Origin of the sequence: Actinomyces israelii, from assembly GCF_030253495.1 — a bacterium.
GTDB lineage: Bacteria > Actinomycetota > Actinomycetes > Actinomycetales > Actinomycetaceae > Actinomyces > Actinomyces israelii.
Map to the genome: position 1 here is coordinate 1,934,380 of NZ_CP124548.1, position 25,729 is coordinate 1,960,108.

23 protein-coding genes are annotated in these 25,729 nt (G+C 72.2%); 21 read left to right on the forward strand and 2 right to left on the reverse strand.

The features are described 5' to 3' along the window. Positions 1–17 precede the first annotated feature (17 nt). From AIF0345_RS07955 to AIF0345_RS07975, 5 genes are all read left to right on the forward strand, one after another. Entirely contained in the window at positions 18–875 is an 858-nt protein-coding gene (locus AIF0345_RS07955) for a sugar phosphate isomerase/epimerase family protein (protein ID WP_268916755.1), read from the forward strand. Between the two features lie 64 nt (positions 876–939). After that, the gene (locus AIF0345_RS07960; protein WP_285297847.1) at positions 940–2,001 is read left to right on the forward strand and encodes a LacI family DNA-binding transcriptional regulator; all 1,062 of its coding nucleotides are present in this window, start codon (positions 940–942) and stop codon (positions 1,999–2,001) included. Between the two features lie 162 nt (positions 2,002–2,163). Beyond that, positions 2,164–3,477 carry an MFS transporter gene (locus AIF0345_RS07965; RefSeq protein WP_285297848.1) on the forward strand — a complete coding sequence of 438 codons (1,314 nt, stop codon included), beginning with the start codon at positions 2,164–2,166 and terminating at the stop codon, positions 3,475–3,477. Positions 3,478–3,553: 76 nt separating this feature from the next. After that, a complete protein-coding gene (locus tag AIF0345_RS07970) occupies positions 3,554–4,588 on the forward strand; it encodes an NAD(P)-dependent alcohol dehydrogenase (protein ID WP_268916752.1) in 1,035 nt (344 codons plus the stop codon). A gap of 33 nt (positions 4,589–4,621) precedes the next feature. Continuing rightward, the gene (locus AIF0345_RS07975) at positions 4,622–5,605 is read left to right on the forward strand and encodes an AraC family transcriptional regulator (RefSeq protein ID WP_285297849.1); all 984 of its coding nucleotides are present in this window, start codon (positions 4,622–4,624) and stop codon (positions 5,603–5,605) included. Between the two features lie 44 nt (positions 5,606–5,649). On the opposite strand, the gene AIF0345_RS07980 is transcribed toward AIF0345_RS07975, so the two are convergent. Next, positions 5,650–5,973: a hypothetical protein gene (locus AIF0345_RS07980; protein WP_043559685.1), complete on the reverse strand. Its 324-nt coding sequence runs from the start codon at positions 5,971–5,973 to the stop codon at positions 5,650–5,652. Positions 5,974–6,255: 282 nt separating this feature from the next. Here AIF0345_RS07980 and AIF0345_RS07985 point away from each other — a divergent pair, with 282 nt between their 5' ends. After that, positions 6,256–6,873, forward strand: a complete 618-nt coding sequence (locus AIF0345_RS07985; RefSeq protein ID WP_043559682.1) for an L-threonylcarbamoyladenylate synthase — start codon at positions 6,256–6,258, stop codon at positions 6,871–6,873. A 62-nt stretch (positions 6,874–6,935) separates the two neighbouring features. Here AIF0345_RS07985 and AIF0345_RS07990 read toward each other — a convergent pair whose 3' ends face one another. Beyond that, a complete protein-coding gene (locus AIF0345_RS07990; RefSeq protein ID WP_268916750.1) occupies positions 6,936–9,224 on the reverse strand; it encodes an MMPL family transporter in 2,289 nt (762 codons plus the stop codon). A gap of 131 nt (positions 9,225–9,355) precedes the next feature. On the opposite strand from AIF0345_RS07990, the gene AIF0345_RS07995 reads away from it, so the two are divergent. From AIF0345_RS07995 to AIF0345_RS08065, 15 genes are all read left to right on the forward strand, one after another. Then, positions 9,356–10,762, forward strand: coding sequence for a replication-associated recombination protein A (locus AIF0345_RS07995; protein WP_043559676.1), 1,407 nt, complete (start codon positions 9,356–9,358; stop codon positions 10,760–10,762). After that, entirely contained in the window at positions 10,759–11,586 is an 828-nt protein-coding gene (locus AIF0345_RS08000; RefSeq protein ID WP_268916748.1) for a sulfite exporter TauE/SafE family protein, read from the forward strand. The genes AIF0345_RS07995 and AIF0345_RS08000 overlap by 4 nt, the downstream gene beginning before the upstream one ends. Positions 11,587–11,767: 181 nt before the next feature. Next, positions 11,768–12,391: a 30S ribosomal protein S4 gene (rpsD, locus tag AIF0345_RS08005; RefSeq protein ID WP_043559669.1), complete on the forward strand. Its 624-nt coding sequence runs from the start codon at positions 11,768–11,770 to the stop codon at positions 12,389–12,391. 202 nt (positions 12,392–12,593) lie between these two features. Further along, positions 12,594–15,305, forward strand: a complete 2,712-nt coding sequence (gene alaS, locus AIF0345_RS08010) for an alanine--tRNA ligase (RefSeq protein WP_285297850.1) — start codon at positions 12,594–12,596, stop codon at positions 15,303–15,305. A gap of 12 nt (positions 15,306–15,317) precedes the next feature. After that, on the forward strand, positions 15,318–15,791 hold the full coding sequence (gene ruvX / locus AIF0345_RS08015) for a Holliday junction resolvase RuvX (RefSeq protein WP_043559662.1): 474 nt from the start codon (positions 15,318–15,320) through the stop codon (positions 15,789–15,791). Continuing rightward, entirely contained in the window at positions 15,791–17,065 is a 1,275-nt protein-coding gene (mltG, locus tag AIF0345_RS08020; protein WP_268916746.1) for an endolytic transglycosylase MltG, read from the forward strand. The genes ruvX and mltG overlap by 1 nt, the downstream gene beginning before the upstream one ends. Before the next feature lie 5 nt (positions 17,066–17,070). Then, complete coding sequence (locus tag AIF0345_RS08025; RefSeq protein ID WP_285297851.1) at positions 17,071–18,000, forward strand: shikimate dehydrogenase; 930 nt, start codon at positions 17,071–17,073, stop codon at positions 17,998–18,000. 46 nt (positions 18,001–18,046) lie between these two features. Beyond that, complete coding sequence (gene aroC, locus AIF0345_RS08030; RefSeq protein ID WP_229118312.1) at positions 18,047–19,279, forward strand: chorismate synthase; 1,233 nt, start codon at positions 18,047–18,049, stop codon at positions 19,277–19,279. Further along, the gene (aroB, locus tag AIF0345_RS08035; protein ID WP_285297852.1) at positions 19,279–21,153 is read left to right on the forward strand and encodes a 3-dehydroquinate synthase; all 1,875 of its coding nucleotides are present in this window, start codon (positions 19,279–19,281) and stop codon (positions 21,151–21,153) included. The genes aroC and aroB overlap by 1 nt, the downstream gene beginning before the upstream one ends. Then, positions 21,150–21,701, forward strand: a complete 552-nt coding sequence (locus AIF0345_RS08040; protein ID WP_268916743.1) for a shikimate kinase — start codon at positions 21,150–21,152, stop codon at positions 21,699–21,701. Before aroB ends, AIF0345_RS08040 begins: the two co-directional genes overlap by 4 nt. Positions 21,702–21,774: 73 nt before the next feature. Beyond that, positions 21,775–22,452 (forward strand): FMN-binding negative transcriptional regulator, encoded by a 678-nt coding sequence (locus AIF0345_RS08045; protein WP_043559653.1) that lies wholly within the window; start codon positions 21,775–21,777, stop codon positions 22,450–22,452. Positions 22,453–22,589: 137 nt separating this feature from the next. Beyond that, a complete protein-coding gene (efp, locus tag AIF0345_RS08050) occupies positions 22,590–23,153 on the forward strand; it encodes an elongation factor P (protein ID WP_043559650.1) in 564 nt (187 codons plus the stop codon). Positions 23,154–23,165: 12 nt separating this feature from the next. Beyond that, on the forward strand, positions 23,166–23,756 hold the full coding sequence (nusB, locus tag AIF0345_RS08055) for a transcription antitermination factor NusB (RefSeq protein WP_285297853.1): 591 nt from the start codon (positions 23,166–23,168) through the stop codon (positions 23,754–23,756). 63 nt (positions 23,757–23,819) lie between these two features. Then, positions 23,820–24,701, forward strand: coding sequence for an SDR family oxidoreductase (locus AIF0345_RS08060; protein ID WP_285297854.1), 882 nt, complete (start codon positions 23,820–23,822; stop codon positions 24,699–24,701). 120 nt (positions 24,702–24,821) lie between these two features. Next, positions 24,822–25,586: a hypothetical protein gene (locus tag AIF0345_RS08065; RefSeq protein ID WP_285297855.1), complete on the forward strand. Its 765-nt coding sequence runs from the start codon at positions 24,822–24,824 to the stop codon at positions 25,584–25,586. Positions 25,587–25,729: the final 143 nt, after the last annotated feature.

The following is a 25,729-nucleotide window of genomic DNA, read 5'->3' on the forward strand; positions in this document are numbered from 1 at the left end:
CGACAATGAAGATCGCAATGGATCCCTTCGAGATCCGCGGGGACACCCTCGAGAACTACTTCCGCCGTACCGCGGAGACCGGCTTCACGTACGTCGAGTTCTCCCAGCGCGACGACTTCTGGCCCTACTACACCCATCCCACCGCCAACGACGAGCAGGTCCAGCGGGCCAAGAGGCTCCTGAGGGACTACGGCCTCGAGCTCGCCTCCTGCCTGCCGCTGTACCGCTGGTCCTCCCCGGACGAGGACGAGCGCCAGGCCGCGGTGCGCTACTGGAACCGGGCCATCGACATCACCCTCGAGCTCGGCTGCAACCAGATGAACTCCGAGTTCTCGGGGCGTCCCGAGCAGCCCGAGCGCTCCGAGGCCCAGTTCTGGAAGTCGATGGACGTCATTATCCCCCGCATTGAGAAGGAGGGGATCCTACTCAATATCGAGCCGCACCCCGACGACTTCATCGAGGACGGCATCCGCGGGGTCGACATGGTCCGCGCCATCAACTCCAGGAACGTCGGCTTCCTCTACTGCGCCACCCACACCTTCCACCAGGGCGGCAACATGCGCGAGATCATGGAGTACGCGGGCAAGGACCTGCGCCACGTCCACATCGCCGACTCCTTCGACCACCGTGCCTCGGGCGGCGGGCGCTACATCTCCAACCCGCCCGGCAACCCCGCCCGCGTCCACCAGCACAACCCGATCGACGCGGGGCTGGGCGAGGTCGACTGGGACGACTTCTTCCAGTGCCTGGCCGACATCGGCTTCGACGGCATCGCCACCTGCGCGGTCTTCTCCTGGGCGGAGAGCTTCGACGCCGACGGCCCCGGGGAGCTGAAGAAGATCAGGGACCACTTCGCCAGGGTCGGCCTGCTGTGAGCCCGCGCCGCGGGCGGCCGGCGGGCCCGGGTCGTGAGGCGGGCGCCGAGGCCTTAGGATCGCCGTGAGCGGCGACGCCGTCGGGTGCTCCGGCCACCAGGGGCCCGACGGCGCCGCCATCCGGCGGACCGAGGAGCGCGGCGTGGGCAGGCAACCGACCATGGAGGACGTCGCGCGCGAGTGCGGCGTGTCCCGGGCGCTCGTCTCCATCGTCTTCCGGCGGGCTCCCGGGGCCTCCGAGCGGACCCGGGCCAGGGTGCTGGAGGCCGCCGAGCGCATCGGCTACCGCCACAACCTCATTGCCGCACGCCTGGCGTCGATGTCGACGCGGACCTTCGGCGTCTTCATATTCGACATGCGCAACGCCCTGACGGCCGACGTCTTCGACGGCATCCAGGCCGAGGCCGACTCGCGCGGCATCGGCCTGGTCACGGGCGTCTCGGACCCCAGCGGCGAGCGCGACGAGCGGACCATGCGGGAGCTCCACGCCGCCAGGGTCGACGCCGTCCTGCTCATCTCCGCCGCCATGCCCGGCGACCGCCTGCGTGAGATGAGCGGCTCCGTGCCCGCGGTCTCCCTCACCCGCCGGGTCGACGGTCTGGACTCGGTGGTCGGCGACGACTGGGCGGGCGGGCGCATGCTCACCGAGCACCTGCTGTCCCTGGGGCACGAGCGCATCGCCATGCTCGGCCCGACCTGGAGCCCCTCGGACCGCGTCCTCGGCCACGAGGGGGCCATGCGCGCGGCGGGCCTGGCCCCCGAGGTCGTCGCCATCGGGTACGACGCCGATGCGGTCGCACGCGCCACGCGCGAGCTGCTGGGGCGCCCGGCGGGGGAGCGGCCCACCGCCGTCATGGCGCACAACGACATCGCCGCCTACACGGTCCTCGACGTCGTCGACTCCCTCGGGCTGGCCGTGCCCGGCGACGTCGCCGTCACCGGCTACGACAACCTGCGCACTTCCGCGGGCAGGCGCATGGATCTCACCAGCGCCGATCAGCACGCCCACGAGCTCGGGCGCCGGGGCGTGGAGGCCGCCTGCGCCCGGCTGGAGGATCCCGACGGCGAGCCGACGACGAGCGTGCTGGCCCCCGATCTGGTGGTGAGGGGCTCCTCGGGGGCGTGATGTCTCAGAAGACCGGTGACAAGGGACTCCCCGGGGCCGCGGCGGGCGACGGCGCAAAAAAGTACCAGCACCGGGCACGCGCACCCGTCGTCTGCTGAAGGCCGTCGCGGCACTGTTGAGGTGTCGCGGAACGGGCCGCGACCGAGCACAACGGAGTGACTGATGCAGCGCCTTGCACCACCCAGAATCCTCGTCGCAGGACTCGTCGCCATCGCGGTCTTCATGGCCGGTGACGGCTTCGAGCTGACCTTCCTGTCCAAGTACCTCGTTTCCCTCGGCCTTGCGGCCGCCCAGGCGTCCAGCGTCATCACCGCCTACGGGCTCATGGCGGCCCTGGCGGGCTGGGCCTCGGGCGTCCTTGCCGAGACCTTCGGCGTCCGCCGCATTATGCTCATCGGGGCGGGCCTGTGGATCGTGGTTCACCTGCTCTTCCTGGTCGTCGCCATCCCGAGCGGCTCCTACCCGGTCATCCTCCTCGTCTACGCCATCCGCGGGCTCGCCTACCCGCTGTTCATCTACTCCTTCGTCGTCCACATCACCCAGAAGATCCCGGCGGCCACCCGGGCCTCCTCCATGGGCTGGTTCTGGACGGCCTACTCCGTCGGCGTGGGATGCCTCGGCTCCTGGATCCCTGCGCGCACCGTCCCGGCCGTCGGCGAGTATCGCACGCTGTGGTTCTCGCTCGCCTGGACCTTCACCGGCGCGATCATCTGCCTGCTCCTCGTCGCCAGGGGAGAGCTCCGGCGGAAGACTCAGGGGCTTCACGACACGCTCGTCGAGCTCTCCGCGGGCGTCACCATCCTCGGCCGCAACCGGCAGATCGCCCTCACCGCCGTCGTCCGCGTCATCTGCAATCTCAGCCTCTACGGCTTTCCCGTCATTATGCCGCTCTATCTCACCGACACGGCCTACGGGGATGGCTGGTTCACCATGAGCCAGTGGATGACGATCTGGGGCATCCAGTTCGCCGTCACCGTCTTCGGCAATCTCTTCTGGGGATGGATCGGGGACCGCTTCGGCTGGATGCGACAGATGCGCTGGTACGGGTGCTGGTTCTGCGCGGCCGCCTCTCTCGCCTTCTACTACGTGCCCCGGGTGCTCGGCTCGAACGTCGTCGCCCTGGCCATAGCCGCCGTTCTGCTCGGCATGGGTGTGACCGCCTTCGTGCCGATGGGCGCTGTCTTCCCGGCTCTTGCACCCAAGGAGCAGGGCGCGGCCATCTCGATCAACAACCTCGCCTCGGGCCTGACGACCTTCGCCGGGCCGGGGCTGGTCACCCTGCTCCTGCCGTTCATCGGAGTCGGCGGCGTGTGCTGGACCTATGCCGCCCTCTACCTCGCCGGATCCCTCATCACCATCTGGATCCGCCCGTCCCAGCCGGGCTTCGACGAGCGCGGCCGTCGCCCGCGGACCGCGGACGCCTCCGCGCCGGCCGCACAGACACCGGCCCGCGTTCTCGTCGAGGCTATAGCCTGAGGCCGGTTCCGACTCCACCGGTCTCCCACCGCATCACTAACCCCGCACCGATCACCACTCACCGAGGAGTAGAATCATGAAGGCCGTCGTCCTTGAGAAGCAGCACGAGATCAGTGTCCGCGAGGTCCCCGGAGACCTCGTGTGCGGGCCGGGACAGCTGCGCATCGCCCCGCACACCGTCGGCATCTGCGGCTCCGACGTCCACTACTACACCCATGGCCGCCTTGGGCGCTACGTCGTCGAGGCACCCATGATCCTCGGCCACGAGGCATCCGGCATCGTGGCCGAGGTCGGCGAGGGCGTCGAGGGCTTCGCCGTCGGCGACCGCGTCGCCATGGAGCCCGGCGTGCCCGACACCAGCTCACGCGCCGCCCTCGCCGGCACGTACAACGTCGACCCCGCCGTCTCCTTCTGGGCCACTCCGCCGGTGAACGGCTGCCTGGTCGAGGAGGTCATCCACCCGGCCGCCTTCACCTACCACCTGCCCGAGCACATCTCCTTCGCCGAGGGCGCCCTCATGGAGCCGCTGGCGGTGGGCATGCACGCCGCCACGAAGGCGCGCATCCGGCCGGGCGACACGGTGGCCGTCTCGGGCGCCGGGACGATCGGCCTGCTCACGGCCTCCGCGGCCCTGGCCGGCGGCGCCTCCAGGGTCATGATCTCCGACGTCTCCCCGGTCAAGCTCCAGATCGCCTCCTGCATCCCGGGCGCCATGCCCGTCGACCTGCACGAGCGCCGGCTGCTCGACGTCGTGAACGAGCAGACCGCGGGCTGGGGGGCTGACGTCGTCTTCGAGTGCTCCGGCCACCCGAGTGCCTACGCCGACCTGTGGCGGATCGGCGCGCCCGGTAACCGGACCGTCATCGTCGGCATTCCCGTCGACCCGGTCTCCATCGACATCACGGAGGTGCAGGCGCGCGAGACCACCATTGAGAACGTGTTCCGCTACGCCAACGTCTACCAGCGCGCGATCGACCTCGTCGCCGCCGGGAGGATCAGCCTCGCCCCCTTCATCACGGAGACCTTCGACATGGACCACGCCGTTGACGCCTTCGACCGCGTCGCCGAGGGGCGACCCGGCGACGTCAAGATCCAGATCACCGTCGGCTGAGCAGGCGGGACGGGCCGAGGAGGACGAGCGCGAATGAACGGCACATACTCCTCGGCTCGTCTCCGCCATGCGGCCGTTTCCACCGGGAGCCCGGGCACAACCTCGCTCGCTGCGCCCGCCGGCGCCGACGACGCCGGCGTCGGCGACCTGGAGGTGGTGGTCCCCGACCTCGGCTCGACGGTGCGCTGGTTCCAGCACGGCTACCCGACGCCGCTCGCCCGCTGGCACCACCACCCCGAGATCGAGTTCCACCTCATTGTCGCCTCGCACGGACAGATGATGGCCGGTGACCGCACGCTCGACTTCGCTCCCGGCCAGGTCACACTCATGGGGCCGCATCTGCCCCACAACTGGCTCTCCGACCTGGCGCCGGGGGAGAGCCTGGCGCGGCGAGACGTCCTGTGCCAGGTTCTGCCGGAGCGGCTTGCCGAGGCGGCGCAGACTCTGCCCGAGCTGGCGGCCTTCGAAACGCTTGTGGACAGGTCGCGACGCGGCATTGTCCTGACAGGGGCCAGCGCCGCGCAGGCGGCCGAGCTGCTCATCGCCATGGGGCGTCAGCGGGGGCTCGGCCGGCTCGGTGTCCTCCTCGCCCTCGCCGAGGCCTTCCTGAGGGCCCCTGAGCGGGAGTGGAGCCAGATCGTCTCCAGGGGCTACGTCCCCAGCTTCAACGACGTCATCGCCCAGCGCGTCAACAAGGTCCTGAGCTACATCGAGGAGAACCTCGACGACGAGCTGTCGATGGAGGAGGCGGCGTCCCGTCTCGCCATGAGCCCCTCCGCCTTCTCCCGCTTCTTCCGCGCCACCGCGGGGCTCACCTTCTCGGCCCTCGTGCGCCGGCGGCGGATCGCCCGGGCGTGCCACCTGCTGCGGCGCACCGAACTGCCCGTCGCCCGTATCGCGGGCCTCTCCGGCTACACCAACCTGGCGAGCTTCAACCGGCGCTTCAAGGACGAGACCGGGACGACGCCCACCGGCTACCGGCGGACGCAACGGGCCGCCCTCGGATCAGGCGACTGATCCGAGGGCGTCGGGCCGTGGTCGTGCGGTGCCCGGGACGCCCCTCAGGCCGCGTGCGCGCAGGTGGGGCAGGTGCAGTCCTCGCAGGTGCACGAGGAGCAGGAGTCGTCGCAGTGCTCGCAGGAGCAGACGTTGTGGTTGCAGGTGGGGCAGGTGCAGTCCTCGCAGGTGCAGGTCGCGCAGGAGTCCGAGCAGTGCGGGCAGCTGCAGGTGTCGCACTCGTCGTAGTGGCCGTTGTCCTCGTGGTGGAGGTGGCCGTTGTGAAGGTAGTCGACGTGGTCGTTGTGGATGACGGCGAGGTGACCGCAGCTCGGGCCGTGGGTGTGGCGGTGGGCCTCGGCGGGACGGTGCTCGGTCGTGGTGGTCATACGGGTCTCCTTATCTCGGCGCAGCACTGAGCGGCTGCGGTCCTGTTCTCCAGAACAATAAGATGAGGTTCGCCCGAGCGCCAAACATGAAAATGCCTCTCAGCTGCTAATGGAGAAGAGGTGGAGAATCGTTACACGTAATGCGGCCCTGAAATGCGAGTCATTTTCATGAGTTTGCGGATCCGCGGGAGCCGTGGTCGGAATCATGCGACTCGCGTCCCGTGAGAGGCGGCTCCGCCTGTCGGCTACCGCGGCGAGAGGATCTGGAGCACAATGAGGCCCATGTCGCGATACATAGAGCTCCATCCCGTCGACCCGCAGGCCCGCCTCGTTGACAAGGTCGTCACCGTGCTGCGCGAAGGCGGCCTGATCGCCTATCCCACCGACTCGGGCTACGCCCTGGCCTGCGCCCCCGGGAACAAGGAGGGGCTGGACCGCATCCGCGCCATCCGTCAGCTCAACGACAAGCACAACTTCACCTTCGTGTGCGCGAGCTTCGCCCAGGCAGGCCCTGTGGCGATCGTGGGCAACAACGCCTTCCGCCTCATCAAGCGCCTGACCCCCGGGCCGTGGACCTTCATCCTCAAGGGCACCAAGGACGTGCCCCGGATGACCCTCAACCCGAAGAAGCACACGCTGGGCGTGCGCATCCCCGACCACGCCATCACCCAGGCGCTCGTCGCCGGTTTCGACGCCCCCATCCTGTCATCGACCTTCATCCGGCCTGGCCGGACGGAGCCGGAGAGCTCGGGGTGGGAGATCGAGGACGCCCTGGGCCACCTCATCGACGTCGTCATCGAGGGCCCCGTGGGCTCCACCGAGCCCACCACCGTCGTCGACCTGACCAGTGACGTTCCCGAGGTCGTGCGAGAGGGAGCGGGGGACATCGCCCTGCTGTGACCGAGGCGCTGCCGGGGCCCGGAATCGGCGCTCCGGCAGCGCGCCGATCCAGGGCCGGCCGTCTATGCCAGGAACCGCTCCCGGGCGTCTCGCAGGAAGGCCGGCGCCCACCAGTTCCAGCGTCCGAGCAGATTCATGGTCGCGGGCACCAGGAGCAGGCGCACCACGGTGGCGTCCAGCGCCACCATGATCGCCAGGGCCAGGCCGACCTCCTTGACGATGAGCAGGTCGCCCGCCACGAAGCCGAGGAAGACGACCACCATGATGAGGGCCGCCGAGGTCACGATGCGCCCCGACCGCTGCAGGCCCCTCTCGACCGCGGTGTCGTTGTCGTCCCCGCCGTCCCAGTACTCCTTGATACGGGCCAGGATGAAGACCTCGTAGTCCATCGCCAGGCCGAACCCGACGCCGACGGCCGTCACCATCACGTAGGTCTCGACGCCGCCGATCGGGGTGAAGCCGAGCAGCCCGCTGAGGTGGCCGCCCTGGAACACCCACACCAGCACCCCCAGCGAGGCCGCCAGCGAGATCGTGTTGATGAGCAGGGCCTTGAACGGCACGAGCACGGACCCGGTCATGAGGAACAGGAGCACGAAGGACGCCAGCAGCAGGACGCCGACCACCTTCGGCAGCCCGTGGACGATGGCCTGCCGGAAGTCGTACTGGCTGGCCGCCTGGCCCGTGATCCAGGCGTCGGCCGGCGCGTCCAGGGCCTCAATGCCGGCGACGGCGCGCTCGGCGGTCACCGAGGACGCCTCGCCCTCCAGATCGAGATAGGCCACGGTGTACTTGCCGGCGATGGTCGGCTTGACCTGGACGACCCCGTCCACGTAGGCGACCTGGTCATTGATGTAGGAGGTGACCCGCTCGCCGGTGCCGTAGACGATGAGCGTGGCGTCATCCTCGACGGCCGCCGGGTAGTGCTCCCGCAGGGTCGTCAGGTACGTGCGCTGGTCGGAGTCGGGAGGCAGGAGCTCGGTGGTGGAGGTCAGCATGTGCGCCCCGCGCAGCGGCGAGGCGAGGACGACCAGCAGGGCGATGCAGGCGACCAGGACCACCCAGGGCATCCGGTGGACCTGGCGGGCGATCCAGGCGAAGGCCCCTGAACCGGCGTCGATGCTGCGCGCCGGCCGGCGGCGGGCGACCAGCCTCAGGAGCCTCTGCGGCGCGGAGGGGCGCAGCAGACGGCGCCCCAGCAGCACCAGCAGGGCGGGCACCAGAGTCAGGGCCGCGGCGACGGCGATCAGGACGACCGCCATGCCCGCCACGCCGATGGACCACAGGACGGAGGTGCCCATGAGCACCAGGCCCATCAGCGCCACGGCCACCGTCAGCCCGGAGAACAGCACGGTGTGACCCGCCGTGGTCAGCGTCGTCGTCATGCACTCGGCGATGAGCGGGTCCCGCCGACCGGTGCGCCTGCGCCGCAGGCGCCCGTCCGCCGAGGACTCGATCTCGTCATCCAGGCCGCGGGCCAGCTCCTCGCGGTAGCGGGAGGTCAGCAGCAGCCCGTAGTCGATGGACAGGCCCAGGCCGATGACCGAGGTGATATTGACGACGAAGGACTGCAGATCGGTGGCGAAGCTGAGCGCGTAGAGCACGCCCAGGGAGCCGGCGACCGAGGCCAGCGCGCCGAGCAGGGGCATGCCGGCGAGAAGGAACCCGCCGAAGACCACCACCATGACCAGCAGCGCCAGGGGCAGGGAGATGAGCTCCCCGCGGACCAGGTCCTTCTCGACCTGGTCGTTGACCGCCTGCGACATGAGCGTCTTGTCGGAGACCACGCCCGACGCCTCGGGGCTGATGTCGCGCAGGTCGTCGGGGACCGTCCTCAACCGGGCCTCGACCTTGCGCACGAGCTCGGCGACCTCCTCCGCGTAGGCCTTGTCGTCGGCGCTGGCGACCTTGTCCCCGTTGGGGTTGACGGTCACGATCATGAGGAAGCCGTCCAGGTCGGTGGATGCCAGGGCCTGGGCCGCGGGCTGGGAGAGCATGCCGGGGACGACGAAGGGGTCCAGGACGTTCTGCTCGCCGGCCAGCGCCCGCAGGTCGGCGTGCGCCTCGGTGAGCGCGGAGGAGACCTGCTTCTGGGCGTCGGCGCTGGAGATGTCGACGCCGGTGACCAGCAGGCTCACGGTCTGCGAGTCGCCGGCCAGGGTGCGCAGGATCTGCTCGCCCTCGGCGCTCTGAGTGCCCGAGACCGATGAGTCGCCCGCCTTGAGCCGGTCGAACAGCCCGGTCCCGCCCAGGCCGCTCAGCGAGACGGCGAGAAGTATGACGGCGAGCGCCGCCCATGTACCGACGACGTACCAGGCGTCCTTGACGACGCGACGGGAGAGCCAGACGAGCATGACGGCATTGTCGCAGACGGCCGGCCGCTCATCGCGCGGAGGGCCATGTGGCGGTCGGCGACTCGCCGGCCGCCCGGCCTTCAGCGCCCAGGAGGTGCTGCGAGCCTGCGTAAGGGTCTAGGGTCCCGGGCATGGACCTCTTCGAGTCAGCGAACACCGACGCCGCCGGCCTGCCGGTGGACGCCCGCGCGCCGCTGGCCGTGCGCATGCGCCCGCGCACCTTGGACGAGGTCGTCGGCCAGGACCATCTTCTCCCGCCGGGCTCGCCACTGCGCCGCCTGGTCGCCCCGCCCGCCGACCGGACCGGCGGCGCGGGAGTGTCCAGCGTCATCCTTTGGGGGCCGCCGGGCACCGGCAAGACGACCCTGGCCTACCTCGTCGCACGGGGGAGCGGGCGGAGGTTCGTCGAGCTGTCCGCGGTGAGCGCGGGCGTGAAGGACATCCGCCAGGTCGTGGCCGACGCCCGGCGCAGGCTGGCCGCCGGCGGCGAGGAGACCGTCCTGTTCGTCGACGAGGTCCACCGCTTCTCGCGCTCCCAGCAGGACGCCCTGCTGCCCGGCGTCGAGAACCGCTGGGTCACTCTTGTGGCCGCCACCACCGAGAACCCGAGCTTCTCCGTGGTCTCCCCGCTGCTGTCCCGGTCCCTGCTGCTGACCCTCCAGCCCCTGGACGCCGATGCGGTCCGTACGCTGGTGGACCGGGCGGTCGCCGACGGGCGGGGGCTGGGCGGCGCTCTCGCCGTCGACGACGACGCCCGCGAGCAGATTGTGCGCATGGCGGGCTCGGACGCCCGCAAGTCCCTGACCATCTTGGAGGCCGCGGCCGGCGCGGTCCTGGCGAAGAACCCGCAGGCCCGGCAGCCGCAGGACGACGCCGATCGGGACGACGGCGAGCCGGCCCCGCCGCGCGTGACCCTTAAGGACGTCGAGCGCGCCGCCGACGTCGTCGCCGTGCGCTACGACCGGGCGGGGGACCAGCACTACGACGTCGTCAGCGCCTTCATCAAGTCCATGCGCGGCTCCGACCCCGACGCCACCCTCCACTACCTGGCGCGGATGATCGCCGCCGGGGAGGACCCCCGCTACATCGCGCGGCGCATCACGATCCACGCGGCCGAGGACGTGGGCCTGGCCGACCCCGCCGTGCTGCCGACGGCGGTCGCCGCCCAGCAGGCCGTCGCCCTCATCGGCATGCCCGAGGCCCAGCTGGTCCTGGCCGAGGCGGCCCTGGCGGTGGCCACGGCGCCGAAGTCCAACGCGGTCACGGTCGGCATCGGGCGCGCCCTGGCGGATGTGCGCGCCGGCGCGGGCGGCGGCGTCCCCGCCCATCTGCGCGACGCCCACTACGCGGGTGCCGAGCGTCTGGGGCACGGGCGGGGCTACCTGTACCCGCACGACTTCCCCCACGGCGTGGTCGCCCAGCGCTACCTGCCCGACGAGCTGGCCGGGCGCCGCTACTACGAGCCGACCGGCAACGGCTTCGAGAAGCAGGTCGCCTCCCGACTGGCCGCCGTGCGCCGCATCCTGGACCAGCCGTGAGCGCGCCGGCGGCACCGGGGGCCGCCGTGCGCCGAGTGGTCCTGGTCCTGGCCACCGGCGTCGGCGCGGGCTTCCTGTCCGGCCTGTTCGGCGTCGGCGGGGGAGTGGTCATCGTCCCCGCGCTCATGGCCGTGCTCGGCATGGATCAGCGCAGGGCGGCGGCCACGTCCCTGGCCGCCATCGTGCTCACCGCCGTCGCCGGCTCGGTCTCCTACGGCGCGCGCGGGGAGATCTCCCCGGCTGCGGGGGGCCTGCTGGTGGTTGGCTCGCTCGTCGGCGCGCAGGCCGGCGTCCTGGCGCTGCGGCGCCTGCCCGAGCGGGTGCTGCCCTGGATCTTCGTCGGCTTCGCCGCCTCCGTGGGCGTCTCCATGCGGCTGCACACGCCCGTGCGCGAGGCGGCGCTGGCCCTCGACCCGCCGCGCTGCGCCGCCCTGATCGCCGTCGGAGCGGTCGCCGGGCTCCTGTCGGGGCTCGTCGGCGTGGGCGGGGGCAGCGTCATCGTACCCGGCCTCGAGCTGGTCGTCGGCGTGGGCGACCTCCTGGCCCGGGGCACCTCGCTGCTCGTCATGATCCCGACCGCCCTGACCGGGACATGGACCAGTCTCAGGCACGGCGTCGTGGACCTGAGGGCCGGGGCGATCGTCGGGCTCGGCGCGGCCCTCGCGGCCCCGGCCGGAGCCGCTGCGGCCGCCCGCATCAGCCCCACGACCGGAGCCGTCCTGTTCGACCTGTTCCTCCTCGGCGTCGTCGTCGCCGTGCTGCGCAAGGAGCGTGCGCGCCGGCGCGCACGGGCCGCGGCACCGAGCACGAGCGCCCCCGGCTGAGGATCGGATCACAGTCGAGCGCCGCGAGATGCGTTCCGAGTCGGCAGCCCGGTACAGTACCCGGGCTGCCGTCGCGCGCCTGTGCGCGGCGACGGTCCTGGGGTCCCGGCCCGTGCAGGCTGACCCCGCGCCCCGGACACCCGTTCGCGGCGTGCGATCCGATCCGACAGGAAGACGAACCATGAGCTCCTCCCGCTCCCGCCGTCAGGTGCGCCTGTCGCGCGCCCTCGGCATCCCGCTGACCCCCAAGGCCGTGCGCTACTTCGAGCGCCGCCCCTACGGCCCCGGCGAGCACGGCCGTGCCCGTCGTCGCGCCGAGTCCGACTACGCCGTGCGTCTGAAGGAGAAGCAGCGCCTGCGCGCCCAGTACGGCATCCGCGAGGCCCAGCTGCAGCGCGTCTTCCAGGAGGCCCGCCGGGAGAAGGGCCTGACGGGCGAGTCCCTGGTCGAGCTGCTCGAGATGCGTCTGGACGCCCTCGTCCTGCGCTCGGGCTTCGCCCGCACGATCGCCCAGGCCCGCCAGAACGTCGTCCACCGCCACATCCTGGTGGACGGGAGGGTCGTGGACCGTCCGTCCTTCCGCGTCAAGCCCGGCCAGATCATCCAGGTCCGCCCGCGCTCGCAGGTCATGACGCCCTTCCAGATCGCCGCCGCCGGCACCCACCGCGACGTCCTGCCGCCTGTGCCGGACTACCTCAAGGTCGAGCTGGAGAAGCTGTCCGCCACGCTCGTGCGCCGGCCCAAGCGCGATGAGGTCCCCGTGACCTGTGACGTCCAGATGGTCGTCGAGTATTACTCGCGCTGAGCCGACCACGAGCCGCCACCGAGCCGTGAGCGAGCGCCGATCCGGCGCTCGGGACGCCCCGGACCGCCCGCCGGTTCGGGGCGCCGCCGCATTCCGGGGTAGTCTCGCCCCGGTTCTCCCGTTCCGCTCCACCCCCGTGCCGGCCGGATGCGGCGGCCGCCCGACACACTGAAGAAACAGAAGAAATACTGCGAGGAACTCCATGCGCACCTCTGAGATCCGTACCCGCTGGCTCGACTACTTCGCCGCGAACGGTCACGAGATCCGTCCCTCCGTGCCCCTGGTCTCCCCGGAGCCCTCGATCCTGTTCACCGTGGCGGGCATGGTCCCGTTCATCCCCTACATCCTGGGCACCGAGCCCGCCCCGTGGCCCCGCGCCGCCAGCGTGCAGAAGTGCATCCGCACCAACGACATCGACAACGTCGGCAAGACCACCCGCCACGGCACGTTCTTCCAGATGAACGGCAACTTCTCCTTCGGCGACTACTTCAAGGAGGGGGCGATCGACTACGCCTGGAACCTGCTGACCGGCTCCAGGGACGACGGCGGCTACGGCCTGGACGGCGACCGGCTGTGGATGACGATCTGGGAGGAGGACCGGGTCTCCCTCGACCACTGGACCCGGGTCATCGGCGTCCCGGCCGAGCGCGTCCAGAGGCTCCCGTTCGAGGAGATCTCCTGGTCCACGGGCCAGCCGGGCCCGGCCGGCTCCTGCTGCGAGATCCACTACGACCGCGGCCCCGCCTACGGCCCCGACGGCGGCCCGGAGGCCGACGCGCAGGGCGACCGCTTCCTGGAGATCTGGAACCTGGTCTTCGACGAGTTCGTCCGCGGTGAGGGCAAGGGCCACGACTTCGAGCTGGTGGGCAAGCTCGACCGCACGGCGATCGACACCGGCGCCGGCCTGGAGCGCCTCGCCTTCATCATGCAGGACAAGCCGAACATGTACGAGATCGACGAGGTCTACCCCGTCATCGCGGCCGTCCAGAAGATGTCCGGGCGGACCTACGGGCTCGGCGCGGCCGGCCCGCACGGGTCGGACAGCGCCCGCGGCGCCTACATGGACGACGTGCGCATGCGGGTCGTCGCCGACCACGTGCGCTCCTCGCTCATGCTCATCGGCGACGGCGTGCGCCCGGGCAACGACGGGCGCGGCTATGTGCTGCGCCGACTCATCCGCCGCGCCGTGCGCTCCATGCGCCTGCTGGGCGTGGACTCCGCCTCCCTGCCGACCCTGCTGACCGCCTCGAAGGACGCCATGAAGGCCTCCTACCCCGAGCTGGAGGCGGGCTGGTCGACCATCTCCGAGGTCGCCTACGCCGAGGAGGACGCCTTCCGCCGCACCCTGGCCGCGGGCACCACCATCCTGGACACGGCGGTGGCCGACGCCAAGAGCCGGCCCGGCCGGCCGGTCCTGGCCGGCGACCGCGCCTTCGCCCTGCACGACACCTACGGGTTTCCGATCGACCTGACCCTGGAGATGGCCGCCGAGCAGGGCGTCGAGGTCGATGAGGACGGCTTCCGCGTCCTCATGGAGCGGCAGAGGGAGCGAGCCCGGGCTGATTCCCGCGCCAAGAAGACCGGGCTGACCGACGTGCGCGCCTTCCACGAGATCCAGAAGGCCATGGGCGGCCCGTCGACCTTCCTGGGCTACACCGACTTGGCGGCCGATGCCGTGGTCACCGGCCTGCTCGTCGACGGCGCGCCCGCGCCCGCGGCCACCGCCCCCGCCGAGGTCGAGATCGTCCTGGACCGCACCCCGTTCTACGCCGAGATGGGCGGCCAGCTCGCCGACCACGGCACCATTCGCCTGGCCGACGGCGGCGTCATCGAGGTCCGCGACGTCCAGGCCCCCGTCCGCGGCCTGTCCGTCCACCGCGGGACCCTCACCGAGGGCACCGCGGCGCTCGGCGAGCGCGCCTACGCCGAGATCGACGCCGTCCGCCGCCTGGCCATCGCCCGGGCCCACACCTCCACCCACATGGTCTACGCCGGCCTGCGCCGGGTGGTGGCCCCGGACGCCCCCCAGGCCGGATCCGAGAACTCGCCCGCCCGCCTGCGCTTCGACTTCCGCCACCCCTCAGCGGTCAGCGGCGCCCAGATGGACGACATCGAGTCCCTCGTCAACGACAAGGTCGCCGAGGACCTCGTGGTGACCACCGAGGTGATGCCGCTGGAGGAGGCGCGCCGCCAGGGCGCCATCGCCCTGTTCGGCGAGAAGTACGGCAAGGACGTGCGCGTGGTCACCATCGGGGAGAACTTCGACAAGGAGCTGTGCGGCGGCACCCACGTGCCCTCCACCGGGCACATCGGCCGGATCGCGCTGCTCTCCGAGGGCTCCATCGGCTCGGGCGTGCGGCGCATCGACGCCCTGGTGGCCGACTCGGCCTACCACTTCCAGCACAAGGAGCACGCGCTGGTCTCCCAGCTCTCCGCCCTGGTGGGAGGCCGGCCCGAGGAGCTGCCGGGTCGCGTGGAGTCGCTCATGAGCCGCCTGAAGGAGGCGGAGAAGAAGCTCGCCGCCGCCCGGCAGGCCGCGCTGGCCTCGCGCGCGGGCGAGCTGGCGGCCTCGGCCGCTCGCAGAGGCGGCTACCTCCTGGTGGCCGCCGACGTCGGCACCGTCGGCTCGGCCGACGCGCTGCGCGCCCTCGCCCTGGACGTGCGCGGCCGGCTGCCCGGCTCCGAGGCCGCCGTCGTCGCCGTGGCGGGCACGGCCGGAGAGCGCCCTCTCGTGGTGGTCGCCACCAACGCCGCCGCCCGGAGCGCCGGGGCCAGGGCGGGTGCGCTCGTGCGCGCCGCGGCCGCCGTTCTCGGCGGCGGTGGCGGCGGGAAGGACGACGTCGCCCAGGGCGGCGGGCAGGACGCCCGCAGGATCGCCGCCGCCCTGGAGGCCCTCGCGGGCGAGCTCGCCTGAGACCGAGGCGACGTGCGTCCTGGAGTTCGGCTGGCCTTCGACGTCGGCAGAGTGCGAATCGGCGTCGCCCGGTGCGACGAGCAGGCGATTCTCTCGGTACCGGTGACGACACTCAAGCGTGACCGTTTCGGCGCCGACCTTGAGGAGGCTGCCGACCTGATCGAGGAGTACCATGCCATGGAGGCGGTTGTCGGTCTGCCGCGTCGCATGGATGGTGGCTCATCGACTTCCACCGAGGACGCCCGTCGGTGGGCGCGAGGGCTGGCCCAGCTTGTGACGCCGACGAGCGTGCGCCTGGTGGACGAGCGCTTGTCCACCGTGACGGCCCACCGGGAGCTTCACGAATCCGGTCGAACGGAGGCGAGCTTTCGGAAGGTCGTTGATCAAGCGGCGGCCGTGGTTATCCTCGACCAGGCCCTTGATACAGAGCGAACGACGAACGCCCCGGCGGGCGAGCTCGTCCCCCCGACTCGGAGAGACAGATAGTGAGCCAGGACGACGACTTCTTCACCCAATTGGGTATTGAGCCGCGTGAGCCCAAGCGGATCACGGGGCGTCGCCTGGATGCGGCACGCGCCCGGCGCCGGGAGGAGCGGGCCCGGCGCCGCAGGAAGCGCAAGCGCCGGCTGATCACCGCCCTGGTCCTGGTGCTCGTCCTCTCGGCCGTCGGCGGTGTGGGCTGGGCGGCCTACAAGCACACCGGAATCGAGAACTTCGTGACCGCTCCCAAGGACTACGAGGGCGCCGGCGAGGACGAGGTGACGGTCACCATTCCCGACGGCGCCGTGGGCAAGGACATCGCCCAGATCCTCGTGGACGCCGACGTCGTGGCGACGGCCAGGGCCTTCCTGGAGGCCTACGACGACAACGCCAACGCGATCAACATCCAGCCGGGCACCTACACGCTGCGCCACCACATGTCGGGGGCCAATGCCGTCGCCCTGCTGCTCGACCCGACGTCGAAGTCCGACCACACGCTCACCGTCGCCGAGGGCGCCACGAAGGCCCAGGTCAAGGACCGCCTCATAAGCGTGGGCCACTACACCGAGGCGCAGGTGGACGAGGCCTTCAAGGCCAAGGACGCCATCGGGCTGCCCGATGTCGCCGGCGGCGAGGTCGAGGGATGGCTCGCGCCCGGCACCTACGACATCGAGGGAGGCGCGTCCGTGACGGATGTCGTCGCCTCGATGGTGTCGACCACGGTCAGCCGGCTGCAGGATCTGGGCGTGTCGAAGGCCGACTACCAGGCCGTGCTGATCAAGGCCTCGATCGTGGAGCGCGAGGGCACCTCGGAGTACTACTCGAAGATCGCCCGAGTCATTGAGAACCGTCTGAAAGACACCGACGGGCCGACCCGGGGCCTGCTCCAGATGGACTCCACCGTCCTGTACGGCGTGGGGCGCTCGGGAGGGATCCCGACGGCCGATCAGCTCGCCGACGGCAACAACCCCTACAACACCTACATCCACGCGGGCCTGCCTCCGACTCCGATCGGCAGCCCGGGCGAGGAGACCATCAAGGCGGTCATCAGCCCCGAGCGGGGCGACTGGCTGTACTTCGTCACGGTCAATCTCGACACCGGGGAGACGCTCTTCGCCACCACCAACGAGGAGCAGGACGAGAACAAGAAGAAGTTCGACGCCTACTGCGAGGAGCATCCCGACAAGTGCTACGGCTCCAGCGCGACCGCCAGCCCCGGCGCGACCGCCAGCCCCGGCGCCGGCTCCAGCCCCGGCCCGACGCCCACGGCGGGGGGCTGAGTCCCATGGGAGCCCCTGGGGCCGGCGGTGCGGCGCACCGGGCGGCCGTCATCGGTCGGCCTGTCGCCCACTCCCTGTCCCCGGTGCTGCACGCGGCCGCCTACCGCAGCCTCGGCCTGGAGGACTGGAGGTACGAGGTCCGGGAGGTCTCTCCGGCGCGCCTGCGCGGGATGCTGGCCGAGGTCGCCGCTGCGAGCGCCACGGGACCGGTCTGGGCCGGCCTGAGCGTGACCATGCCGCACAAGCAGACCGTGCTTCCCCTGCTCGACGCAGTCGACCCGCTGGCCGCTGTTGTCGGAGCGGCGAACACCGTCGTCGCCCAGCGCGCGGGGAGGGGCCGCGCGCTCCTGGCGGGCTTCAACACCGACGTCGCCGGGATCGTCGGCGCTCTGCGCGAGGCCGCCCCGGCGGGCCGCCACGACGGCGCGCGGGCCGTGGTGCTCGGCTCGGGGGCCACCGCCTGCTCGGCCCTGGCGGCCCTGGCCGAGCTCGGCGCCACCGACATCGTCGTGGCGGCCCGCCGGCACGCGGGCGCCGGCCGCGCTGCGGCCGCGGCGCACCGCATGGGCCTGTCCGTCACCGCCCTGCCCTGGCGTCCGGGCGACGCCGTCTCCGACGGCTCTGTGGCCGACCTTCTCGCCCACGCCGACCTGGTCGTCTCGACGCTGCCCGCGGGCGCCGCCGACGCGCTCGCCGCGCCAATGGCGGCGGCCCTGGAGCGCCGGGGGAGGATGCGGGCCGTCATGCTCGACGTCGTCTACGCGCCGTGGCCCACCCCGCTGGCCGCCGCGTGGACGGCCGCCGGAGGCTGCGCGGTGCCCGGCCGGCTCATGCTGCTGTATCAGGCCGTCCCGCAGGTCACTCTCATGACCGGGCGGACCCCGCCGGTCGGGCCCATGCGGGAGGCTCTCGAGGCCGCCGTGGCCGCCCGCTGAGGAGGCCGGGCCTGCGGAAGCGACATCGTGTGGGATGATCGTCCTCATGCTTCGATGGATGACTGCCGGCGAGTCCCACGGCGAGGCCCTCACCGCGCTGCTCGAGGGCGTTCCGGCCGGCGTGGAGATCACCGGTGAGCAGATCGCCCGGGCGCTGGAGCGCCGCCGGCTCGGCCACGGGCGGGGCGCGCGCCAGGCCTTCGAGCAGGACCGCCTGGCGGTCCTCGGCGGCATCCGCCACGGACGCACCATCGGCAGCCCCATCGCCCTGCAGATCGGCAACTCCGAGTGGCCCAAGTGGTCCACCGTCATGAGCGCCGACCCGGTCGACCCCGCCGCGCTCCTGCGCGACGCCGGCGCCGGGGACGAGCGCGAGATCGCCCGCAACCGGCCCCTGACCCGGCCGCGTCCCGGTCACGCCGACCTGCCCGGCCTGCTCAAGTACGACCTCGCCGACGCCCGGCCGGTCCTGGAGCGGGCCTCCGCCCGCGAGACCGCCGCCCGGGTCGCCCTCGGAGCCGTGGCGGCCGCAGTGATCGAGCAGGTCGCCGGCATCCGCCTGGTCAGCCACGTCGTGCGGGTCGGCTCGGTGTCGCTGCCCGACGACGCGCCCCGCCCCACTGCCGACGACGAGCAGCGCCTGACCGCCGATCCGGTGCGCTGCGCCGACCCGGCCGTCTCGGCGGCCATGGTGGCCGAGATCGACGCCGCCGGGAAGGACGGCGACACGCTCGGCGGCGTGGTCGAGGTCATCGCCGCGGGCGTACCCATCGGGCTGGGGGCGCACGTCCAGGCCGACCGGCGCCTCGACGCCCGCCTGGCGGCGGCGCTCATGGGCATCCAGGCGGTCAAGGGGGTCGAGGTCGGCGACGGCTTCGCCGGGGCCGCACGGCGCGGCAGCCGGGCGCATGACGAGATCCTGAGCCTTGAGGCGGGGCACGTGGTGCGCGCGACGAACCGGGCCGGCGGCATCGAGGGGGGCATGTCCAACGGCGCCCGGATCCGGGTGCGCGCCGCCTACAAGCCGATCTCCACCGTCCCCAGGTCGCTGCGCACCGTGGACATGGCCACCGGCGAGACGGCCGGCGGGCTGCACCAGCGCTCGGACACCACGGCCGTCGTGCCCGGTGCCGTGATCGCGGAGGCCATGGTCGCGCTCGTCCTGGCGGACGCGCTGCTGACCAAGACCGGTGGGGACAGCGCGGCGGAGGCCAGGCGCAACCTTCAAGGCTACCTCGCCCGTATCGCCGAGCGCACCCAATGGCAAGGAGAAGAGTGATGAGCCGTCGTCCCGTCCCTCACGTCGCACTCGCACCGGAGCACCTTCCGCTGGTCCTGGTGGGGCTGCCCGGAGCCGGCAAGACTACGGTGGCGCGCCTGCTCGCCACGGCCCTCGGGCTGCAGGTCACCGACACCGACGCCGAGATCCGTCGGCGCGCCCGTATGACCATCCCGGAGATCTTCGCCGCGGAGGGGGAGGAGGGATTCCGGACGCGGGAGACGCGCGCCCTGCGCGCGGTGCTCGACTCGCCGGCGCCCGCCCAGGGCGTGGTGGCGCTGGGCGGGGGCGCCATTCTGCGGGAGCAGAACCGTGCCCTGCTGCGCGGCCGCACGGTCGTGCACCTGGCCGCCTCCCCCGAGACGGCCGCCGCGCACGTCGGCGACGGGACGGGCCGGCCGCTGGTGGCGCCCGAGGCGGACTCCGACACCGCCGAGGGCGCGCTGCGCGCCGCGCAGGGGGCGGCGCACACGGGCCCCCACGACAGGCACGGCGCGGTCCTGGCGCGGATGGAGGCCCTCCACGTCCAGCGCGCGCCCCTGTACGCCGAGGTCGCCACGCTGACTGTCCCCGCGGACGGCCTGACCCCCCAGCAGGTGGCCGCGCTCATCCTGGTGGGCCTGGGAGCCCAGGCCCCCAGCACCGCGCGGGCGCTGGCGGACCTGACGGCCCCCGCCGCGAGCACGCGTCCGCGCAGGCCGAGCGAGACCGGTGCCGGCGTGCTCGTGCCGCCGTCCCGGTCCCTGCGAGCCGGGGACGACGGACGACTGCGCCTGACGGTGCTCGGTGCGCGGCCCTACGAGGTCGTTATCGGGCAGGACCTGGCAGTCGATGTGGTGCGCGGCGTCGCCGGGGCGCCCGGCGGGGGCACCGGAGGAGTGGCGCTCGTCCACATCCCCGAGCTGGAGACTCGCGCCGGTCGGTACGAGGACGGGCTGCGCGCCGCCGGACTGAGGGTCGAGCGGATCACCGTTCCGGGCGGTGAGACCTCCAAGTCCAGCACCGTCCTGAACACGCTGTGGGAGCAGCTGGGTCGGATGCGCATGGGACGCGACGGCTGCGTCGTCGCCGTGGGCGGGGGCGCGACGACCGACCTGGTCGGCTTCGCCGCGGCGACCTGGCTGCGGGGCGTGCCGGTCGTCCACGTCCCCACGACCCTCCTGGCCATGGTCGATGCGGCCGTGGGCGGGAAGAGCGGCATCGACACCGCGGCGGGCAAGAACCTGGTCGGCGCCTTCCACCCGCCGGCGGCCGTCGTGTGCGACCTGACCGTTCTCGAGGCGCTCCCCCTCAAGGAGCTGCGGGCGGGGCTGGGCGAGGTCGTCAAGTGCGGGTTCATCGCCGATCCGGTCATCCTGGACCGCGTGATGACCGATTCCGCCGACATCATCCGGTGGGACTCGCCCGCGCTCGCCGAGCTCGTCGCGCGCTCCGTGGCCGTCAAGGCCGCCGTGGTCGGCAAGGACCTCACTGAGGCGGGACCGCGGGAGATCCTGAACTACGGGCACACCTACGCACATGCTGTGGAGGCCGCCACCGGTTACCACTGGCGCCACGGGGAGGCAGTCGCCGTCGGCTGCGTCTTCGCCGCCGAGGTCGCCCACCGCATGGGCCGCCTGAGCGGCGATGTCCTGGCCCTGCACCGTCAGGCGTTCCGCGCGGCCGGGCTGCCGGTGTCCTTCCCGGAGGGCGCCGGGCGCTTCGAGGAGCTCGTGGAGGACATGCGCTCGGACAAGAAGGTGCGTGCCGGGGCGATCCGCATGGTCCTTCTCGACGACGTCGCCCGCCCCGCCCGCGGCATCACCCCCGACACCGCGGTGCTGCGCGAGGCCCATGAGGCGGTGACCGGGGCGGAGGCGGGGACCGAGGCGTGAACGGCGCGAGCGGGGGCGAGCTCCGGCCGGTCGGCTCAGTCGTCCTCATCGGTCCGCCGGGAGCCGGCTGCACCGCTGTCGGGCGCGCCCTGGCGGACCTGTGGGGCGTGCCTGTGTCGGATCTGGCCGGCACGGTCGCTCGGGCCCTGGGCACCCGTCCGGAGCTGGCCCTCGTGGCGGTCCCCGAGACCCGCTACCGGTCGGTTGAGGCGATGACGGCGCTCGACCTGCTCGCCGCGGCCGGGCGCCGTCGGCGCGTGGTGGCGCTCGGCTCGGGCGCCCTGGCCGACGAGCGCGTCCGGCGGGCCCTGGGCGCCGTGGACGAGTCCGGCGGCCGCGTCATCGCCCTGACGGCGAGCACGCGCCGCCTGGCCTCCCGCAACGGCCTGGACGCGCCGCGGTCGATGGCGCTGGGCAACGTCCATCACGAGTTCGTCCGGATGCTGCGCGCCCGCCAGGCCCTGTGCCGTGAGCTTGCGCGCGCTGAGGTCGACACCACCGCGGCAACGCCGGAGGAGGTCGCTGCCGTGATCGCCGCGGGCCGCTGAGCCGCGACTCCGCGGGCCCGCGGCCTCGCCGGCGTGCCGCACGGGCGGCCGGTGCGCGGGTTAGGCTCTCCGCATGTACGTCCCGCGTCACTTCTCGCTGCCCGAGGACTATGTGCGCACGCTCCTGGCACGCCCCGGGATCGGCAACCTCGTGACCGTCATCTCCTCCGGCCCCGAGGCCACCATGGTGCCCTTCTACCTCGATGAGGAGAAGAACGCCCTGGTCACCCACCTGGTGAAGAACAACCCCCAGGCCGCCGAACCGGCTGACGGGCCGGGACTCGTCATCCTGGACGACGTCGACGCCTACGTCCCCCCGCACTGGTACGCGACCAACGCGGTCAAGGCGAACGTCCCCACGTGGGACTACATCACGGTCCACGTGCGGGGCGCCGTGCGCATCGACCCCAGCCCCGAGGCGGCCCTGGCCGCGGCCTGCCGGCTCACCGAGATGATGGAGACCGACGACGTGCTGACGCCGGTCGGCGGGGACCAGCTTCGCCGCATGGCCCGCGCCATTGTCGCCGTCGAGGTTGGCCTGGACGAGGTGCGGGGAAAGGCCAAGATGAGCCAGAACCGGCACCCCGACGACATCCGCGGCCTGGCGGACGAGTTCGAGCGGCACGGGGAACCGCGGATGGCGGAGTTCCTCCGGACCGTCTCGCTGCCCTACGCCGAGCGGCGCTTCTCCACGCTGGCCCGTCTGCGCGAGGCCAGGTCCCCCGGCGGGGACGTGCGCGGCTTCCACTGACGCGCACGGGCCGTGACCGGCTTCGCAGGAGCGCGCCGCAGGAGCGGCCGGCGACCGCGGTAGACTCGCGGCGTCTCAGTGCTCACGACGCTCTCAACGCGCACCGCACAAGTCCCCCGACAGTGAGGAATCCACTCGTGGCAACGACGAACGACCTGAAGAACGGCCTGGTGCTCAACCTCGAGGGCCAGCTGTGGCAGGTGGTCGAGTTCCAGCACGTCAAGCCGGGCAAGGGCCCGGCCTTCGTGCGCACCAAGATCAAGAACGTCCTGTCCGGCAAGACCGTCGACAGGACCTTCAACGCCGGCCTCAAGGTCGACACCGCCACCGTCGACCGTCGCGACATGCAGTACTCCTACAGGGACGGGGAGGACTTCGTCTTCATGGACGTCAAGACCTACGAGCAGACCTATGTGGCGGCCGAGACGGTCGGCGACGCCGCCGACCTCATGCTCGAGGGCCAGGACGTCATCGTCGCATTCCATGAGAGCAGCGTCCTGTTCGTCGAGCTGCCCGCCGCCGTCGTCCTGACGATCTCCCACACCGAGCCGGGCCTGCAGGGCGACCGCTCCTCGGCCGGCACCAAGCCCGCCACGCTGGAGACCGGCGCCGAGATCCAGGTCCCGCTGTTCCTCAACATCGGGGACAGGGTGAAGGTGGACACCCGGTCGCGCTCCTACATCAGCCGGGTCACCGACTGAGTGCCGATGGCCATGGCTGACGACACCGGCGGCGTCGAGCGAGGCGGCCCCGACGGCACTGTCGGCGCCGCCAGTAGGGCCGCCGGGGTCCCCCGTCCGAGAAGAGCCGGCAAGCACCCCGTCACGGCCCGGACCAAGGCCCGTCGCCGCGCCGTCGAGATCCTCTTCGAGGCCGACCAGCGCGGCCTGCTGCACGCCCTCGGGCCCGACGCCGACGCTCCGGAGGCGGCCGCCACCGGCGAGTGCGGGGCGGCCGGGCGCCTGCGCGAGTTCGCGGCCGAGCGCGCCGTGCACTCCGCCAACCACACCGAGGCGCCCGCCTACACCCGGCAGATCCTCTCCGGGGTGGCCGACCACCTGACGGAGGTCGATGAGACCATCGAGACCTACGCCCAGGGCTGGGCGCTCGCCCGCATGCCGGCCGTCGACCGCGCGATCGCCCGGGTCGCCACGTGGGAGATCGTGTGGAACGACGACGTCGACCCCCCTGTTGCCGTCGACGAGGCCATGACGCTGGGACGCATGCTGTCGACCGACGACTCCCCGCGCTTCCTGAACGGCCTGCTCGGCCGCATCGGGGACCTCGCCGACACCCTGCGCTGAGCACCGCGCCGGGACCGGCCCGGTTCCTGACGCGCCACCGTCCTCGAAAGGAGCGCATACACCATGAGCCCGCATCAGCATGATCCGTCATCGACCTCATCACCCCTGGTCGCGGTGACCGGCGCCACGGGGAGGATCGGCGGCGCGGTCGCCGCGCAGCTGCGGGCCGGAGGACTGGCCCCCCGGCTCGTGGTGCGCGACGCCTCCCGCGCTCCGGGGTGGGCCGACGACGTCGCCGTCGCGAGCTATGGCGACCGGCGGGCCGCCACCGCCGCCCTGACAGGCGTCGACATCCTCCTCATGGTCTCCGCCTCCGAGTCCGCCGACCGGCTGACCCAGCACAGGACCTTCATCGACGCCGCCGCGGCCGCCGGGGTGCGTCACATCGTCTACACGAGCTTCCTTAGCGCCGCGCCGGACGCCGTCTTCACCCTGGCGCGCACCCACTGGGCCACCGAGGAGCATCTGCGCGCCTCGGGAGCGGGCCTGACCGTTCTGCGCGACTCCTTCTACGCCGACTTCCTCCCCGACCTGGCCGTCGACGGCGTCATCGCCGGGCCCGCCGGGACGGGGCGCGTGGGCGCGGTCGCCCGGACCGACGTCGCCCGGGCCGCCACCGCCGTCATCGGCGACCTCGCCGCCGGGGACCGCCGGCACGACGGCGCCGTCTACGAGCTCACCGGTCCCGAGGCCCTCACGCTGGCCGAGGCTGCCGCCGTCATCACCAGGGCCACCGGGCGGCCCACCGTCTACCGCGAGCAGACCCTTGAGGAGGCCTACGCCTCCCGCTCGGTCTACGGCGCCCCCGACTGGGAGGTCGACGCCTGGGTGTCCACCTACACCGCCATCGCCTCCGGCGCTCTCGACCGTGTGACGGACGGCGTCGAGCGCCTCACCGGGCGCCGTCCGCTCAGCCTGGCGCAGCTGCTCGCCGATCACCGTTGATCGGCGGCCGTCCGGGGGCGGGCGCTCCCCATCGCGGGGCAGCGTTTAGGCTGTACCCGTCACTGCCGCCCCTCGCTGTCGGGACGGCCGCCGCCACGTACGCACCGAAGGAGCCGAGTCATGGGGCAGTACCCATCGCCGTACGAGTCCGGCCCTTATGCGGCTGATCAAGGTCCTGCCGGGAACCCGTACGCCGCCGAACCCGCCCACGGCCCGGGCGCGGCGCAGGGCGGCCCGGCCTACGGCCCGGGCGCGGCGCCGTACGCTCCCGGCGGGAGCCCTTACATGCCGGTCATGCCCATGCCCGCGCCCATATTCATCGTCCCGCAGCTCAGCCCCGAGGAGGTCGCGGAGAAGGGCCGGCGGACCACCCGCGGGCTGGGGCTCGGCGCGGTGATCACCGGGACCGTCTCGGTCGCGATCCAGGTTCTTGCCGTGCTGGGCGTGGTCCTGGTACTCGCCACCAGCGACTCCTGGACGGACGGGACCACGGTCGCCGCCACCCTGATCGCATTCATAAGTGTGCTCATCGTGCCCGCGCTGGTCTGCCTGGCCTGGGCCACGTCCTTCGGGCTGTCCCTGGCGGCGTGCGTGAGGGCGAGCGGCGGCGGGGCGGGGCGGCAGCCCGCGCAGTGGTCCGGCGCCGGGGGCATGATGGGCGGCCTCCTGGGCGCCTCCGTCCTGCAGGGCGTACCGGCGGTCATGCTTCTCTTCGTCCCCGGGTTCTACGACGACAGCGTCTCCTCCGGAAACGCCATGCTGATCGCGGCGGCGATCGCCGGACTCGGGCTGCTGTTCGCGCACATTGCTCTGACCGTCAAGATCCGCGCCCTGGGCGTCACGATCGAGCAGCAGGTCCCCTACGCCCAGGCCCCCTACGCCTGAGCGCAGCCGCCGCACGGTGTGAGGTTCCTCCCGGCTCGCTCCAGGAGCCGGTTGGGCGAGCCCGGGGGAGCGGCCCGCGCTACGATCGGCAGCGCCAGACATCCTTGAAGCCCGTCCAGTGAGGCGGAGAAGGAGGTCCACTG

Bases quoted from the DNA above. Each gene is read 5' to 3' on its own strand.
- AIF0345_RS07995 (WP_043559676.1), top strand. From the start codon at position 9,356: ATGGACCTCTTCGAGTCAGCGAACACCGACGCCGCCGGCCTGCCGGTG.
- AIF0345_RS07955 (WP_268916755.1), top strand. From the start codon at position 18: ATGGATCCCTTCGAGATCCGCGGGGACACCCTCGAGAACTACTTCCGC.
- aroC (WP_229118312.1), top strand. From the start codon at position 18,047: ATGCTTCGATGGATGACTGCCGGCGAGTCCCACGGCGAGGCCCTCACC.
- AIF0345_RS08060 (WP_285297854.1), top strand. From the start codon at position 23,820: ATGAGCCCGCATCAGCATGATCCGTCATCGACCTCATCACCCCTGGTC.
- AIF0345_RS08065 (WP_285297855.1), top strand. From the start codon at position 24,822: ATGGGGCAGTACCCATCGCCGTACGAGTCCGGCCCTTATGCGGCTGAT.
- aroB (WP_285297852.1), top strand. From the start codon at position 19,279: ATGAGCCGTCGTCCCGTCCCTCACGTCGCACTCGCACCGGAGCACCTT.
- AIF0345_RS07965 (WP_285297848.1), top strand. From the start codon at position 2,164: ATGCAGCGCCTTGCACCACCCAGAATCCTCGTCGCAGGACTCGTCGCC.
- AIF0345_RS07970 (WP_268916752.1), top strand. From the start codon at position 3,554: ATGAAGGCCGTCGTCCTTGAGAAGCAGCACGAGATCAGTGTCCGCGAG.
- AIF0345_RS08045 (WP_043559653.1), top strand. From the start codon at position 21,775: ATGTACGTCCCGCGTCACTTCTCGCTGCCCGAGGACTATGTGCGCACG.
- AIF0345_RS07985 (WP_043559682.1), top strand. From the start codon at position 6,256: ATGTCGCGATACATAGAGCTCCATCCCGTCGACCCGCAGGCCCGCCTC.
- nusB (WP_285297853.1), top strand. From the start codon at position 23,166: ATGGCTGACGACACCGGCGGCGTCGAGCGAGGCGGCCCCGACGGCACT.
- AIF0345_RS07990 (WP_268916750.1), bottom strand. From the start codon at position 9,224: ATGCTCGTCTGGCTCTCCCGTCGCGTCGTCAAGGACGCCTGGTACGTC.
- AIF0345_RS07980 (WP_043559685.1), bottom strand. From the start codon at position 5,973: ATGACCACCACGACCGAGCACCGTCCCGCCGAGGCCCACCGCCACACC.
- AIF0345_RS08025 (WP_285297851.1), top strand. From the start codon at position 17,071: ATGGGAGCCCCTGGGGCCGGCGGTGCGGCGCACCGGGCGGCCGTCATC.
- rpsD (WP_043559669.1), top strand. From the start codon at position 11,768: ATGAGCTCCTCCCGCTCCCGCCGTCAGGTGCGCCTGTCGCGCGCCCTC.
- alaS (WP_285297850.1), top strand. From the start codon at position 12,594: ATGCGCACCTCTGAGATCCGTACCCGCTGGCTCGACTACTTCGCCGCG.
- AIF0345_RS07975 (WP_285297849.1), top strand. From the start codon at position 4,622: ATGAACGGCACATACTCCTCGGCTCGTCTCCGCCATGCGGCCGTTTCC.